Origin of the sequence: Brevundimonas sp. P7753 (assembly GCF_013386595.1) — a bacterium.
Taxonomy (GTDB): Bacteria; Pseudomonadota; Alphaproteobacteria; order Caulobacterales; family Caulobacteraceae; genus Brevundimonas; species Brevundimonas bullata.
This window is the reverse complement of the sequence record NZ_JACARP010000068.1, coordinates 63,339-76,882: the sequence shown is the minus strand read 5'-3', so window position 1 is coordinate 76,882 and position 13,544 is coordinate 63,339. Positions and strand designations below refer to the sequence as shown.

Here is a 13,544-nt window from a genome sequence, read left to right as displayed (position 1 = left end):
CCTCTTCTTCGCTGGTTCCGAAACTCAGCCTTCGATTTCGACGACTTCGACCCGCGAGCCGTTCAGCACCAGGGCGATCTCGCCCTTCTTGAGCTTCAGCGCGTCTTCGCCGAACAGCTGGCGACGCCAGCCCTTCATGGCCTCCACGTCCGCGTTGTCGTCGTTGGCGATCTTCTCCAGATCGGCGACGTTGGCGATCAGCTTGGTGGCCACGCCGGCGTTGTCGCTCTTGGCCTTAAGCAGCACCTTCAGCAGTTCGACCACCGAGGGCGGCGCCGGCTGGCTGTGGGCCGGACGTTCCAGCTTGGGCGCATGAGCTTCCGGGTCGGCCAGAACACGTTTCAGTTCGGCTGCCAGTTCGATGCCCAGACGCGAACCGCCAAAGCCCTTCGGCACCGAACGCAGACGGTTGAAGGCCTCGGGATCGGTCGGGGCCTGGGTCGCGATCTCATCGATGCCCTCATCCTTCAGGATGCGGCCGCGTGGCTGGTCGCGTTCCTGCGCCGCGCGCTCGCGCCAGACAGCCGTGGCGACAAAGGCGGACAGATACTTGGCGCTGAACTTCTTGGGCTTCAGTCGCTTCCACGCATTCTCGGGCGTGGTGTCATAGAGGGCCGGATCGGTCAGGGCGCCCATTTCGGACATGACCCAATCCAGACGACCTTCTTTTTGCAGCCGGTCGCGCAGCTTGGGATAGAGGGCGGCCAGATGGGTCACATCGCCAAGGGCATAGACCAGCTGCGCCTCCGACAGCGGGCGGCGCGCCCAGTCGGTGAAGCGGCTGCCCTTGTCCAGTTCCTGGCGCAGCATCTGACGGACCAGCTGTTCATAGCTGACTTGATCGCCGAAGCCGGCGGCCATGGCGGCGACCTGGGTGTCGAACATCGGCTTGGGCATCGCGCCCAGGCGGTTGAAGATCTCCACGTCCTGGCGGGCGGCGTGGAAGACCTTGAGGATCGATTCGTCGCGCAGCAGGGCGAGGAAGGGCTCCAGGTCCAGATCCTCGGCCAAGGGGTCGATGATCGCGGCGTCCGTCGGCGAAGCGGCCTGGATCAGGCAAAGCTTGGGCCAGTAGGTCGTTTCGCGCATGAACTCGGTGTCGACCGTGACGAACGGGGCCTTGGCCAGCCGTTCACAGAACTCGATTAGCGCGTCATTGGTGGTGATTGGCGTCATTCCGATGCTATAGCCCCGCGCGACGCCGTTGTGGCAAGAGCGCCGCGACAGATTTTCGCCCCCGATATCGAGCCGTGACCGATGAGCGACACCCCCGAAGCCCTGAAAAACGGCCTCACCTACGCCGATGCAGGCGTGGATATCGACGCCGGAGAAATGTTGGTCGACGCGATCAAACCCCTAGCCAAGTCGACTCGCCGCCCCGGCGCCGAAGCTTCGCTGGGCGGATTCGGCGCCCTGTTCGACCTGAAGGCCGCCGGTTTTGAAGACCCGCTGATCGTCACCACCACGGACGGCGTCGGCACCAAGCTGAAAATCGCCATCGAGACCGGCCGTCATGACGGCGTGGGCGTCGATCTGGTCGCCATGTGCGTCAACGACCTGCTGGCGCAAGGCGCCGAGCCGCTGATGTTCCTGGACTACTACGCCACGGGCAAGCTGGACGTGGACGCCGCGCGCCGCGTCGTCGCCGGGATCGCCGAGGGCTGCCGCCAGTCGGGCAGCGCCCTGGTCGGCGGCGAGACGGCCGAAATGCCGGGCATGTATTCGGGCGGCGACTACGACCTGGCCGGCTTCTCGGTCGGCGCGGTCGAGCGCGGCCAGGTCCTGCCCTATCTGGACCAGCAGAAGGCCGGCGACATCATCATCGGCCTGGCTTCGTCCGGTCCGCACTCGAACGGCTATTCGCTGATCCGCAAGGTGGTCGAGAAGTCCGGTCTGGCCTGGGGCGACGACGCCCCCTTCGCCAAGGACCGCACCCTGGCCCAGGCCCTGATGGAGCCGACCCGCATCTATGTGAAGCCGGTCCTGCCGCTGATGAAGGCCGGTCTGGTCAAGGGCGCGGCCCACATCACGGGCGGCGGCCTGATCGAAAACCCGCCGCGCTGCATCGCCGAGGGCCTGCAAGCCGCCTTCGACTGGAATGCCTGGGCCCTGCCCCCGGTCTTTGAATGGCTGGGTCAGGTCGGCGGCATTTCCGACCACGAACTGCGCCGCACCTTCAACTGCGGCGTCGGCTTCATCCTGATCGTCTCGCCCGAAAACGCCGAGCCGGTCCTGGCCGCCCTGCTGAACGCGGGCGAAGAAGCCTTCATCTGCGGACAACTGGAAGCCGCGTGATACGATCTGGCCCCGGTCGTACGCCGGGGCCGTTCGCTCTTGTCTCGCCAGAGCCGCTCCATGCCGACTGAAACCGCCAAACCCAAGACCCGCGTGGCCGTGCTGATCTCCGGCTCAGGCACCAACATGGCCTCGCTGATCGCGGCGGGTCAGGCGGCGGACGCCCCCTATGAGGTCGTGGTGGTCATTTCCAACGTCGCCGACGTGGCGGGACTGGAAAAGGCCCGCGCCGCAGGCGTCGAGGCCCTGACCGTCAAGCACAAGCCGTTCGGCAAGGACCGCGAGGCGCATGAGCGCGTCATCGACGCCCTGCTGGTCGAACGAAACGTCGAGGTCATCGCCCTGGCCGGCTACATGCGCCTGCTGACGCCCTGGCTGGTGCAGAAATGGGCGGGGCGCATGGTCAACATCCACCCCTCGCTGCTGCCCCTCTATCCCGGCCTGAACACCCACGCCCGCGCCATCGAGGCGGGCGACGCTGAGGCGGGCTGCACCGTCCACGTCGTCACTGAAGGCGTCGATGAGGGCCCGGCCCTTGGTCAGGCCCGCGTGGCTATCCTGCCCGGCGATGACGCCGAAACCCTGGCTGAACGGGTCAAGGCGGCGGAGCACGCCCTGTATCCGCAGACGCTGGCCGCATTCGTCGCCCGTCAGGGCCAAGCCCAACCTTAACGATTTTTAATGCGACAGCCGGTCGCAGGCGGGAGCAGTTTCCCCGTCAAGATCGGCCCGGCCAAACCTGACATGGTCGGCGACCGCTCGCCTGTTTCCACATGGGAAGACCCGATGTCCAAGACCCGCCTGATGGGCGCCGCCGGCCTGGCGCTCGCCTTCGCGCTCTCCGCCCAAGCCGCTTCCGCCCAGAAAGCCCACGCCGGCCACGCCGCGCCGGCCGCCGCCGCTGACGCGCCGCAGATCCATCCCTGGGGCTTTGACCTGAACGGTCGCGACCTGACCGTGAAGCCGGGCGACGACTTCAACGCATACGCCAACGGAACCTATCTGCGGGATACCGAGATCCCTTCGGACAAGGCCCGCTTCGGCCCGTTCGACGTCCTGTACGAAAACGCCCAGAGCCAGCTGAAGTCCATCATCGAGACCAGCGCCGCCAACCCGACCAACGCCAATGCGCAAAAGGTCGGCGCCCTCTACGCCAGCTTCATGGACGAGGCCCGCGTCAACCAGCTGGGCGCCCAGCCGCTCGCCGCTGACCTGGCCGCCGTCCGCGCCGTCGCCGACCACAGCGGCATGGCCCGCCTGATGGGCGAGAGCCACGCCGGTTTCGGCGGCTCCCTGTTCGGCGTCGATGTGTTCGAGGACCTGCAGAACCCCAACCTTAACTCGGCCTATATGGGCCAGGGCGGCCTCGGCCTGCCTGACCGCGACTACTACCTGAAGGCCGACTTCGCGCCTCAGCGTGAAGCCTTTGTCGCCTATATCACGCGCGCCCTGACGGCCGCCGGCTGGTCCAACCCGGCCCAGGCCGCCGCCGACATCCTGGCCTTCGAGACCAAGGTGGCCGAAAAGCACTGGACCACGGTCGAGCGCCGCCAGATCGACAAGATCTACAACCCGGCCCCGACCGCCGACCTGGCACGGCTGGCCCCCGGCTTTGACTGGACCGCCTTCCTGCAAGGCGCCCAGATCGGCGACGTGAAAACCATCGTCCTGATGGAAAACACGGCCTTCCCCGGCATAGCCCAGGTCTTTGCCGAGACCTCGCTGGACACGCTGAAGGCGTGGGAAGCCTTCCAGATCGTCGATCAGGCCGGCCCCTATCTATCCGACGCCTTTGTCGAATCCCGCTTCGAGTTCCGCGGCAAGACCCTGCGCGGTCAGCCCGAAAACCGTCCGCGTTGGAACCGCGGCGTCGCCCTCGTCGATGGCCAGCTGGGCGAGGTTCTGGGCCAGGAATACGTGCGCCTGCACTTCCCCGCCTCATCCAAGACCCAGATGGAAGCCCTGGTCGCCAACCTCAGCGCCGCCATGACCGAGCGCCTGAAGAAGCTGGACTGGATGAGCGAGCCGACGCGCGAGCAGGCCCTGCTTAAGATGTCCAAGTTCGGCGTCAAGATCGGCTATCCCGAGAAGTGGCGCAGCTATGACGGCCTGGAGCTGTCGGCCGGCGACCTCTATGGCAACGTCGAACGCTCCTCGGCCTTCGACTGGGCCTGGAAGCGCAGCAAGATCGGCCAGCCGGTCGATCCGCTGGAATGGGGCATGACGCCTCAGACGGTGAACGCCTACTACAACCCGCCGCGCAACGAGATCGTCTTCCCGGCCGCCATCCTGCAACCGCCCTTCTTCGACCCGAAGGCCGACCCGGCGGTCAACTACGGCGGCATCGGCGCCGTAATCGGCCACGAGATCACTCACGGCTTCGACGACCAGGGCCGCAAGTCGGACGCCAACGGCGTCCTGCGCGACTGGTGGACGCCGGAAGACGCCGCCCGCTTCGAGGAACGCGCCAAGGTCCTGGGGGCCATCTACGACGCTCAGGAACCCATTCCCGGCACGCCCATCAACGGCGACCTGACCATGGGCGAGAACATCGCCGACCTGGGCGGTCTGCTGATGGCGCTCGACGCCTATCACCGCAGCCTGAACGGCCAGCCGGCGCCCGTCATCGACGGCCTGACCGGCGAACAGCGCGTCTTCCTCGGCTGGGCTCAGGTCTGGCGCGAGAAGTCGCGTGAGGCGGCGCTGAAGGAGCAACTGACGACCGACCCGCACTCGCCGGGCGCCGCCCGCGCCTCGACCCCGCCGCGCAACATCGACGCCTGGTACGCCGCCTTCGGCGTCACGCCCGACCAGGCGCAGTACATCGCCCCGGAAAGCCGCGCCCGCATCTGGTAAGCGGCTCGGTCCTTTGGGACACGAAAACGGCGTCAGCTTCGCAGCTGACGCCGTTCTTGTATCCGGGGACGCCCGGATAAGGTCAGTTCGGCTTCTTCGGCGTGGTCACAGCACCGCCAATCGCGCCAATGGCGGCGCCGGCGACCGTCGCGCCAGTATTGCCGCCGATGGCCTGACCGGCGACCGCGCCGCCGATGGCGCCCGTGGCGGCGCGTTGTTCCGTAGTCGTACCGCAAGCGGCCAGCAGGCCCACGAGGCCGATAACCGGAGCCAGTTTGAGGATCGTCTTCATGGCGGTCTTCCTTGATGGCTGAACAGGTAACAGGACCGTGAAAACGAAACGGCCCGCCTCCGGTTCCGGAGGCGGGCCGCTTTATTGCAGAGCTAGGCCGCCAGGGGCGGCCCGCTAAACAATTTAGCCAACGATATCGGCGTCCGTGAAGAACTGCGCGATTTCAATGCCTGCGTTTTCCAGCGAGTCCGAACCGTGGACCGAGTTCTCGCCGATCGACAAGGCGAACAGCTTGCGGATCGTGCCTTCGGCGGCGTCGTTCGGGTTGGTGGCGCCCATGACTTCGCGGTACTTGGCGACGGCGTTGTCGCCTTCCAGCACCTGCACGACGACCGGCTCAGCGATCATCTGCGAAACCAGTTCGCCGTAGAAGGGACGCTCGGCGTGCACTTCGTAGAATTTCTTGGCTTGTTCTTCGGTCAGCTTGATGCGGCGCTGAGCGACGATGCGCAGGCCTGCACCTTCGATGACGGCGTTGATCGCGCCGGTCAGGTTGCGGCGCGTGGCGTCGGGTTTGATGATCGAGAAAGTGCGTTCGGTCATGGGAAGACTCTTTGCGGTTTGGTAGTTTGAGGGTCGCGGGCTTATAGCGGCGCCCTCCCCGCTTTCCAACCGCCACCTCAACGTCAGTCGTTTTCCATGCTCCAGATCACCAACCTGACGTTCAACGCCTGGGGCCGCCAGTTCCTCGACGACGCCTCTGTCAGCCTTCCGCCTGGCGCAAAAGTCGGCCTGGTGGGTCGCAACGGCATCGGCAAGTCGACCCTGTTCAAGCTGATTCTGGGCGAACTGGCCGCCAACGGCGACGAGGTCAGCCTGCCCAAGACCGCCCGCGTCGGCTCGGTGGATCAGGAACACCCCGCCACGCCCGACAGCGTGCTGGACACGATTCTGGAAGCCGACGTCGAGCGCCACACCCTGCTGACCCGGCTGGAAACCGCCCCGCCCGAGGAAATGGGCGAGATCTGGGCGCGCCTGATCGACATCGACGCCGACTCGGCCCCCGCTCGCGCCAGTGAAATCCTGGCCGGTCTGGGCTTCAGCCAGGAGGACCAGCAGCGTCCCATGTCCGAGTTCTCGGGCGGCTGGCGGATGCGCGTGGCCCTGGCCGCCGCCCTGTTCTCCGAGCCCGACATGCTGCTGCTCGACGAACCGACCAACTACCTCGACCTGGAAGGTGCCCTGTGGCTGGAAAGCCGCCTGCAGAAATACCCGCACACGGCCCTGATCATCAGCCACGACCGGGAACTGCTGAACAACAGCTGCACACACACCCTGCACTTGGCGAACCGCAAGCTGGAGCTCTACACCGGCGGTTACGACATGTTCGAAAAGGCGCGCGCCGAGAAGGCCCGTCTGCAACTGTCGGCCAAGGCCAAGCAGGACGCCGAGCGCGCCCACCTGCAAGCCTTCGTGGACCGCTTCAAGGCCAAGGCCTCCAAGGCCGCCCAGGCCCAGTCGCGGATGAAGCGCCTGGCCAAGATGGAGCCGGTCTCGACCACCATCGAGGAACGCGTCGCCCCCTTCACCCTGCCCTCGCCGCCGCGCCCCCTGGCGCCGCCGCTGATCCGTCTGGAACGCGCCAACGTCGGCTATGAGACCGGCAAGCCGATCCTGCGCAATCTGAACCTGCGCATGGACCTGGACGACCGCATCGGCCTGCTGGGCGTCAACGGCGCCGGCAAGTCGACCTTCGCCAAGATGATCGCCGGCGCCCTGAACGTCTCCGAGGGCGAACTGCACCGCGACAAGAAGATGCGGGTGGGCTGGTTCCATCAGCATCAGATCGAGGCCATGGACCCGACCGACACCCCGCTGGAAATCATCCGCCGGGCCATGCCGGACGCCAATGAAAGCAGCCGCCGCTCCAAGCTGGCCCAGTTCGGCCTGGGCTACGAAAAGCAGGAGACCACGGTCGAGAGCCTGTCGGGCGGCGAGCGCGCCCGTCTGCTGCTGAACATGGTGGCGATGGACGCGCCCCACGTCCTGATCCTCGACGAACCGACCAACCACCTGGACATCGACAGCCGCCGCGCCCTGCTGGACGCGCTGAACGAGTATAACGGCGCCGTCATCCTGATCACCCACGACCGCTCTCTGATGGAGATGGTCGCCGACCGCCTGTGGCTGGCCGCCGACGGCACGGTGAAGCCCTATGACGGCGACATGGACGACTATCAGAAGTTCGTCCTCGACCGCGCCAAGGCCGCCGCCGTCAAGCCCAGCCAGATCAAGCAGGAGGCCGCAGCCGCGGCCCCCGCTCAAGGCGGCAAGAAGAAAAACGACAAGAAATCAGGCCCTTCGCCCTCGACCCTGCGTCATGCAGTGAAGAAGGCCGAAGAGCGGATGGCCGCCCTGACCGCCGAGATCGCCCGCATCGACGACGACCTGGCCAACGCCGCCGTGTCGAACCCGAAGGCGCTGGAAGGCCTGACGCGCGCCCGCGCCAAGACCCAGACCGATCTGGACGCCGCCGAGGCCGCCTGGGTCGAGGCCGAGGAAGCCCTGGCCGCCGTGTCCTGATGAGCAAGAAGGCCCGGCCCTCGACCCTGACCCGCGACGAAATGCAGGAGGCCGCCAGCCGCCTGCGGACCTATCTGCGCGAGGAAATGGACATCGAGGCGGGCCAACTGCCCACTGAAATGCTGGTCGAGTTCATCGAACGCGACATAGGCAGACTGTTCTACAATCGGGGTCTGCGTGACGCCGAGACCGTGGTGCGCCAGAAGGTCGAGGACATCGCCGACTCCCTCTACGGCCTTGAACGCGAAAGCGGGACGGGCCGCTAGACCCGCCCCGCTCTGGCATTTTCGGAACGTCGCAGACAGCCTTAGCCGCAGTCGACCTTTTCGATGATCCCGGTCTTCTCGTTGAAGCGGATATTGGTTCGCTCGGCCTGATAGTCCGTCGTCGCCGGGCAGGTCGTGCAAATGATCCGAACATTGGCGTTGGAAGCGAAATCCACCGCCCCCACATGACTGCCGATCAGCGACTGGCCCGCCGCTGGATCGCAGCGCTGGGCCAGATCAACCGGCTCGGTCGTCTTCACCGGGGCGCAGGCTCCAAGGGCGACGAACGCCGCCCCCAGGATCAGAAACGCCCTCATCCGCACGAAACGCGCGTCACGACATTGGTCGTGTCGTCGTAGGTGAAAGTCACGCGGTTATCGCGATAATCCATGGTCGCGGCGCAGCTGCTGCACAGAACGCGGAAGATGCGGCCCGCCGGGGCCTCGGGGATGGTCGAGCGATTGCGCCCGACATACTCCTGATAGTCGCCGGCCTTGCACATGACGGGCGTCGGCTCGCCTCCGGGGGCGGTCATGCTCGGCGCACAGGCCGAGAGCGCCACGGCGCCGGCAAATGCCGTCAGCATCAGAATCGTCTTCATGGCGTCTCTCCGTTTCGGCCTAGCCGCAGCTCACGCGCTCGACGATGCCGGTTTGCTGATTATAGAAAATATTCAATCGATAAGGCGAATAGTCTTCAGTGACAGGACAGGTGCTGCACACCACGCGACGGTTCACCACATCCACCGGAACGGGGATCTCGCTTCTAGGTTTCCCGACCAGCCACTGAAGCTCGCCCGCCTTGCAGACGTCGGCGTCGTTCTGAGGCATGCGCGTGCCGACCGGCTGGCTCTGGCGCGCCTGTTCAACAATGGCCGGGGCCGAGGGGCGCGTGGACGGCGACGAGGACGAGCAGCCGGCGATGGCCAGCAGCCCCAGAACGATCAGGCCGCCTTTTCCCAGCGCCCTTCGTCCGTCTGTTTCCAATAGGCCAGATTGGCCTTGGCCGCCTTCAGCGTGCGCCAGCGCTCGCGCGCCTGCTGCAAGGCCTGTTCGTTCCGACCGTCGAAAATGATGAAGCACCGCTCGTACCCTTCCGTAGCCCCCAGCTCTGACTCATCGACGATGAACAGCGCCTGAGCAGCATTCAGGTTCTCGCCCGATTCGGACAGAAGGATCGGTTGCCGGGCCGCGTGAGCCTCCGACGCCAGGCCATGGGGCAGGAAGCTGTCGGGGCGGTAGGTCCACAGCTGTTCGTCGATCTCGTCGAGGCGGTGAGACGCCGCCCCGCGCACCACGGCGCGCCAGCCCCGCTGGAGGGTCTTCTCCAGCAGGCCCGGCAGCACCTGATCCAGCGTCGAGCGCTCCAGGTGGTAGAACCAGATTTCCGGCTTGGCGTCAGACACCCGGTCCTACCCTCTGAATGCGTCGGATCAGGCTTCGTATTTGTCGGCGACCATGCGGTCCAGCAGACGCACGCCATAGCCCACGGCGCCGTCCGGCACGGTCGGGTTGCGGCTGTCCTTGACCCAGGCGGTCGAGGCGATGTCGATGTGCGCCCACGGCGTGCCGTTGGTGAAGCGTTGCAGGAACAGTGCGGCGGTGATCGAACCCCCGGCGCGGCCGTTGCCCATGTTCTTCACATCGGCGATCGGGCTGTCGATATGACGCTCATAGGCCGCCGGGATCGGCAGGCGCCAGACGTTCTCTCCGACCTTGGGACCGGCGTCCAGGATGCCGTTGGCCACGTCGTCGTCGTTCGAGAAGACGCCGGCGTATTCCAGACCCAGCGAGATGATGATGGCGCCCGTCAGGGTGGCCAGGTCGATCATGAATTTCGGCTTGAAACGCTCCTGTGTGTACCAGAGCGCGTCCGCCAGAACGAGGCGGCCCTCGGCGTCGGTGTTCAGCACCTCGACCGTCTGGCCCGACATCGACACGACCACGTCGCCCGGACGCTGAGCCTTGCCGTCAGGCATGTTCTCGACCAGGCCGAGAACGCCGACCACGTTGACCTTGGCCTTGCGCCCCGCCAGGGCGTGCATCAGACCGGCCACGGCGGCGGCGCCGCCCATGTCCCACTTCATTTCTTCCATGCCGTCAGCCGGCTTCAGCGAAATGCCGCCAGTGTCGAAGCAGACGCCCTTGCCGACGAAGGCGATGGGGGCCTCGCCTTCCTTGCCGCCGTTCCACTTGATGACGGCCAGCTGGCTTTCACGCTCCGACCCAACGCCGACGGCCAGCAGGGTGTTCATGCCCAGCTTTTCCATCTCGGCTTCGCCCAGGATCTCGACTTCCAGACCCAGGCGCTCCAGTTCCTTCACGCGGCGCGCGAACTCGGCCGGATAGAGAACGTTGGCGGGCTCGGCGACCAGATCGCGCGAGAACAGAACAGCGTCGGCAACCGCCGAGAGCGGGCCGAAGGCGGCCTCAGCGGCGGCCACGTCAGACGTCGCGACGCGGACGGTCGTCACCGACGGAATCTTGTCGGCCTTCTGCTTGGTCAGATATTTGGCGAAGCGATAGGCGGCCAGGCGCACGGCGAAACCGGCGCGCGCGGCCTGCTCGGCCGACAGGTGGGCGGCGTCGATGGTCAGGACTTCGGCGCCCGACAGCTTAGCGGCGTGATAGGCGGCGGCGGCGGCGGTCTCGACCGCCAGATCGTCAAACTTGTCCGCCGCGCCTGCGCCGACCAGCAGCACCGAGTTGGCGTCCACGCCCGCCGGGGCCGCAACCATCAGGCTGCTGTTGGCGCCGCCGGTGAAGCGGCTGTTCGTCATCGCCTTGGTCAGAGCGCCCGACGCGGCGGCGTCGAGGGCCGAGCCCGTCCCGGCCAGCGCACGGCCGTCATGGACTAGGACGGCAAGGATTTCGGCGGCGCTGGGGGAAGCGACGAACTCGATTTTCATGAAATCTACTCCAGGCCGAGGTTTTGTGCCCCGGTCGTGCTTGAATCGGACATGGACGCACCAGCAGTTTCGCCGCTGCGTCCGGATGTGTATTACATGGCCCGCATCGCTCGCGGCTGCAACTCGCTCGCCCCCCGAAACGCTTTTTCCCGATCATGACGCTGATTCAAGGCTACCTTTTCCGCCAGATCGGCCTGCCTGTCGTGGCGGCCTGCGCGGCGTTGGCCGGAATCGGCCTGCTGAGCCAGAGCCTCGATCAGCTCGAGGTCATCGTCGAGCGCGGCCAGAGCATCTGGGTCATGGCCAAGCTGACCCTGCTGACCCTGCCGCAACTGATCGCCGTCATCCTGCCCATCGGCCTGTTCGTCGGCGCCCTGATCGCCTTGACGCGGCTGCAGCGCGAGCAGGAACTGACCGCCGCCTATGCTGCGGGCGTCAGCCGCTGGTCGCTGATCCGACCTGCGGTTCAGATCGCCGTCATCGTCGCCGTGGTCGCCCTGATCACCAATGTCTTCGTCCAGCCCTGGGCGCAACGCGAGGCGCGCCGTCAGGCCTTCGCCATCCGCACCGACCTCGCCGCCCTGCTGGTCGAGGAAGGCCGCTTCGTCCAGGGGCCAGGCGGTCTGACCGTCTATGTGCAGCAGATTGAACAGAACGGTCTGCTCAAGAACCTGTTCGTCTATCTCGACAACGGCAAGACGGTGACGACCTGGGACGCCGAAACCGCCCGCTTCGGCCGCATCGACGGGGTGCCGGTCCTGACCATGCAGAATGGCTCGATGCAGCGCTATTCGTCGCGCGACGTGCTGAACCAGCTGTCCTTCGACCAGCAGGTCTTCGACCTGTCGCCCTATACCAAGACGACCGAGCGCATCCGCTTCAAGCCGTCCGACCTATGGCTGACCGAACTGTTCAACCCCACGCCCGCCCTGCTGGAAAGCGCCGGGACGCGCGGCGAACTATTGGCCGAGGCCCATTCGCGGCTGGCCTCGCCGCTTTACGCCCTGGCGGCCATGGCCCTGGCCCTGACCGCCATCCTCGGCGGATCTTTCAGCCGCACAGGATATAGCGGCCGCATCGCCAAGGCTGCGGGCGTCTTCCTGGTGGTGCGCGTCGTGGGCTACGGCCTGGTCGCGGCCAGCGCCTGGAACGGTGCGCTGAATCTGCTGCAATACCTGGTGCCGCTGGCCACCTGCTTCGTGGCCCTGCGCCTGCTGTTCCGCGCGCTGAAGCCGCATCGGCGGCGCGCCTGGGCGCCCTATGAACATTTCAAGGCGAGGTTCGCATGAGGCTCCGTCTCGGCCGCATCGAACGCTATGTTCTGGTCCAGCAGTTCCGCGCCCTGGCCGTCGCCCTGGCCATCATCTCCGCCCTGGTGATGCTGATCGACTTCGTCGAGGTGTCGCGCGGGCTGAACTCGTCCGGCGAGCTGTCCGGCGCCCGCATCTTCGGCCTGGTGCTGCTGAAATCGCCCAGCGTGATCGTTCAGCTTCTGCCCTTCGTCTTACTGTTCGGGACGCTGGCGGCCTTTGTCGGGCTGAACCGGCGCAGCGAGCTGATCGCCATGCGGGCGGCGGGCATATCGGCCTGGCGCTTCGTCCTGCCCGCAGCGGCCGCCGCCCTGGTGCTGGGCGTGCTGACCGTCACCGTCTTCGGCCCGATGGCCGCCGCGGGCGACGGCTTGTGGCAGCTTGAGCGCGGGCGGATTTCCGGCTCCACCCCCGGCACGGACGCGCAGCAGGCCGTCTGGCTGCGCGAAGGCGACGCCAATCGGCAGATGATCATTCGCGGCGCCCAGCAAGACCCCGCCAGCGGTCGCCTGCTGGACGCCAGCTTCTTCATCTACACCACCACCCCGGACGGTCGCCGCACCTTCACCGAGCGGATCGACGCGACCACGGCCTCGCTGACCGCCGGACGCTGGCGCCTGACTGACGCCACAGGCGCCCAGACGGGCCAACGCGCGGTGCGCTACGCCACGCTGGACCTGCCCTCGAACCTGGCCGACGAAGAAGCCTTCCAACGCTTCGCCCGCCCGCAGTCGACGCCCTTCTGGTCTCTGCCGAACCAGATCCAGCGAATCGAGGACGCCGGCTTCGCCTCGACGGCCTACCGTCTGCGTCTGCAACAGCTGCTGGCCACGCCGCTGATGTTCGCCGCCATGTCGATTCTGGCGGCGGCCTTCTCGTTGCGCCTCATGCGTCTGGGCGATCTCGCCAAGATGACGGTTGCGGCCGTGGTGCTGGGCTTCGCCTTCTTCTTCGTGAACCAGTTCTCCTCGGCCATGGGCTCGGCCGAGGTCGTGCCGCCCTTCCTGGCGGCCTGGCTGCCGCCTGTGTTGACGGCGCTCGCCGCCTTTACCTTGCTGTTCTATACCGAAGACGGCTAATCGGACGGCTTCCGG

At 66.4% G+C, this 13,544-nt stretch carries 15 protein-coding genes; 7 read left to right on the top strand and 8 right to left on the bottom strand.

The features are described 5' to 3' along the window. Positions 1-24: 24 nt before the first annotated feature. Positions 25-1,176: a ribonuclease D gene (gene rnd / locus HX774_RS13510; RefSeq protein ID WP_178827516.1), complete on the bottom strand. Its 1,152-nt coding sequence runs from the start codon at positions 1,174-1,176 to the stop codon at positions 25-27. Between the two features lie 81 nt (positions 1,177-1,257). On the opposite strand from rnd, the gene purM reads away from it, so the two are divergent. The 3 genes from purM (at position 1,258) to HX774_RS13495 (ending at position 5,151) form a co-directional block, all read left to right on the top strand. Beyond that, positions 1,258-2,295: a phosphoribosylformylglycinamidine cyclo-ligase gene (gene purM / locus HX774_RS13505; RefSeq protein ID WP_178827514.1), complete on the top strand. Its 1,038-nt coding sequence runs from the start codon at positions 1,258-1,260 to the stop codon at positions 2,293-2,295. Between the two features lie 60 nt (positions 2,296-2,355). Continuing rightward, positions 2,356-2,967, top strand: a complete 612-nt coding sequence (gene purN / locus HX774_RS13500; RefSeq protein ID WP_178827512.1) for a phosphoribosylglycinamide formyltransferase — start codon at positions 2,356-2,358, stop codon at positions 2,965-2,967. Positions 2,968-3,081: 114 nt separating this feature from the next. Then, on the top strand, positions 3,082-5,151 hold the full coding sequence (locus HX774_RS13495) for a M13 family metallopeptidase (protein ID WP_178827510.1): 2,070 nt from the start codon (positions 3,082-3,084) through the stop codon (positions 5,149-5,151). Positions 5,152-5,233: 82 nt separating this feature from the next. On the opposite strand, the gene HX774_RS13490 is transcribed toward HX774_RS13495, so the two are convergent. Beyond that, complete coding sequence (locus HX774_RS13490; protein WP_178827508.1) at positions 5,234-5,443, bottom strand: hypothetical protein; 210 nt, start codon at positions 5,441-5,443, stop codon at positions 5,234-5,236. A 123-nt stretch (positions 5,444-5,566) separates the two neighbouring features. After that, on the bottom strand, positions 5,567-5,986 hold the full coding sequence (gene ndk, locus HX774_RS13485; protein ID WP_114816655.1) for a nucleoside-diphosphate kinase: 420 nt from the start codon (positions 5,984-5,986) through the stop codon (positions 5,567-5,569). A gap of 96 nt (positions 5,987-6,082) precedes the next feature. On the opposite strand from ndk, the gene HX774_RS13480 reads away from it, so the two are divergent. Then, on the top strand, positions 6,083-7,966 hold the full coding sequence (locus HX774_RS13480) for an ABC-F family ATP-binding cassette domain-containing protein (protein ID WP_178827506.1): 1,884 nt from the start codon (positions 6,083-6,085) through the stop codon (positions 7,964-7,966). Then, positions 7,966-8,232 (top strand): DUF2164 domain-containing protein, encoded by a 267-nt coding sequence (locus tag HX774_RS13475; protein ID WP_178827504.1) that lies wholly within the window; start codon positions 7,966-7,968, stop codon positions 8,230-8,232. Before HX774_RS13480 ends, HX774_RS13475 begins: the two co-directional genes overlap by 1 nt. Positions 8,233-8,273: 41 nt before the next feature. Here the strand turns inward: HX774_RS13475 and HX774_RS13470 are convergent, their stop codons facing one another. The 5 genes from HX774_RS13470 to HX774_RS13450 are packed head-to-tail and all read right to left on the bottom strand — an operon-like array spanning position 8,274 to position 11,140. Further along, positions 8,274-8,549 carry a hypothetical protein gene (locus HX774_RS13470; RefSeq protein WP_178827503.1) on the bottom strand — a complete coding sequence of 92 codons (276 nt, stop codon included), beginning with the start codon at positions 8,547-8,549 and terminating at the stop codon, positions 8,274-8,276. Further along, positions 8,546-8,833 (bottom strand): hemolysin, encoded by a 288-nt coding sequence (locus HX774_RS13465; protein ID WP_178827501.1) that lies wholly within the window; start codon positions 8,831-8,833, stop codon positions 8,546-8,548. The genes HX774_RS13470 and HX774_RS13465 overlap by 4 nt, the downstream gene beginning before the upstream one ends. Positions 8,834-8,852: 19 nt before the next feature. Then, positions 8,853-9,218: a hypothetical protein gene (locus HX774_RS20115; protein ID WP_245945107.1), complete on the bottom strand. Its 366-nt coding sequence runs from the start codon at positions 9,216-9,218 to the stop codon at positions 8,853-8,855. Then, on the bottom strand, positions 9,176-9,637 hold the full coding sequence (locus tag HX774_RS13455) for a DNA polymerase III subunit chi (RefSeq protein ID WP_178827499.1): 462 nt from the start codon (positions 9,635-9,637) through the stop codon (positions 9,176-9,178). The genes HX774_RS20115 and HX774_RS13455 overlap by 43 nt, the downstream gene beginning before the upstream one ends. 27 nt (positions 9,638-9,664) lie before the next feature. Then, a complete protein-coding gene (locus HX774_RS13450) occupies positions 9,665-11,140 on the bottom strand; it encodes a leucyl aminopeptidase (RefSeq protein WP_178827497.1) in 1,476 nt (491 codons plus the stop codon). Positions 11,141-11,295: 155 nt separating this feature from the next. Here HX774_RS13450 and HX774_RS13445 point away from each other — a divergent pair, with 155 nt between their 5' ends. Together HX774_RS13445 and lptG are read left to right on the top strand one after the other, a co-directional pair. Then, positions 11,296-12,429 (top strand): LptF/LptG family permease, encoded by a 1,134-nt coding sequence (locus tag HX774_RS13445; RefSeq protein WP_178827496.1) that lies wholly within the window; start codon positions 11,296-11,298, stop codon positions 12,427-12,429. Further along, positions 12,426-13,529, top strand: coding sequence for an LPS export ABC transporter permease LptG (gene lptG / locus HX774_RS13440; RefSeq protein WP_178827494.1), 1,104 nt, complete (start codon positions 12,426-12,428; stop codon positions 13,527-13,529). Before HX774_RS13445 ends, lptG begins: the two co-directional genes overlap by 4 nt. Positions 13,530-13,544 lie beyond the last annotated feature (15 nt).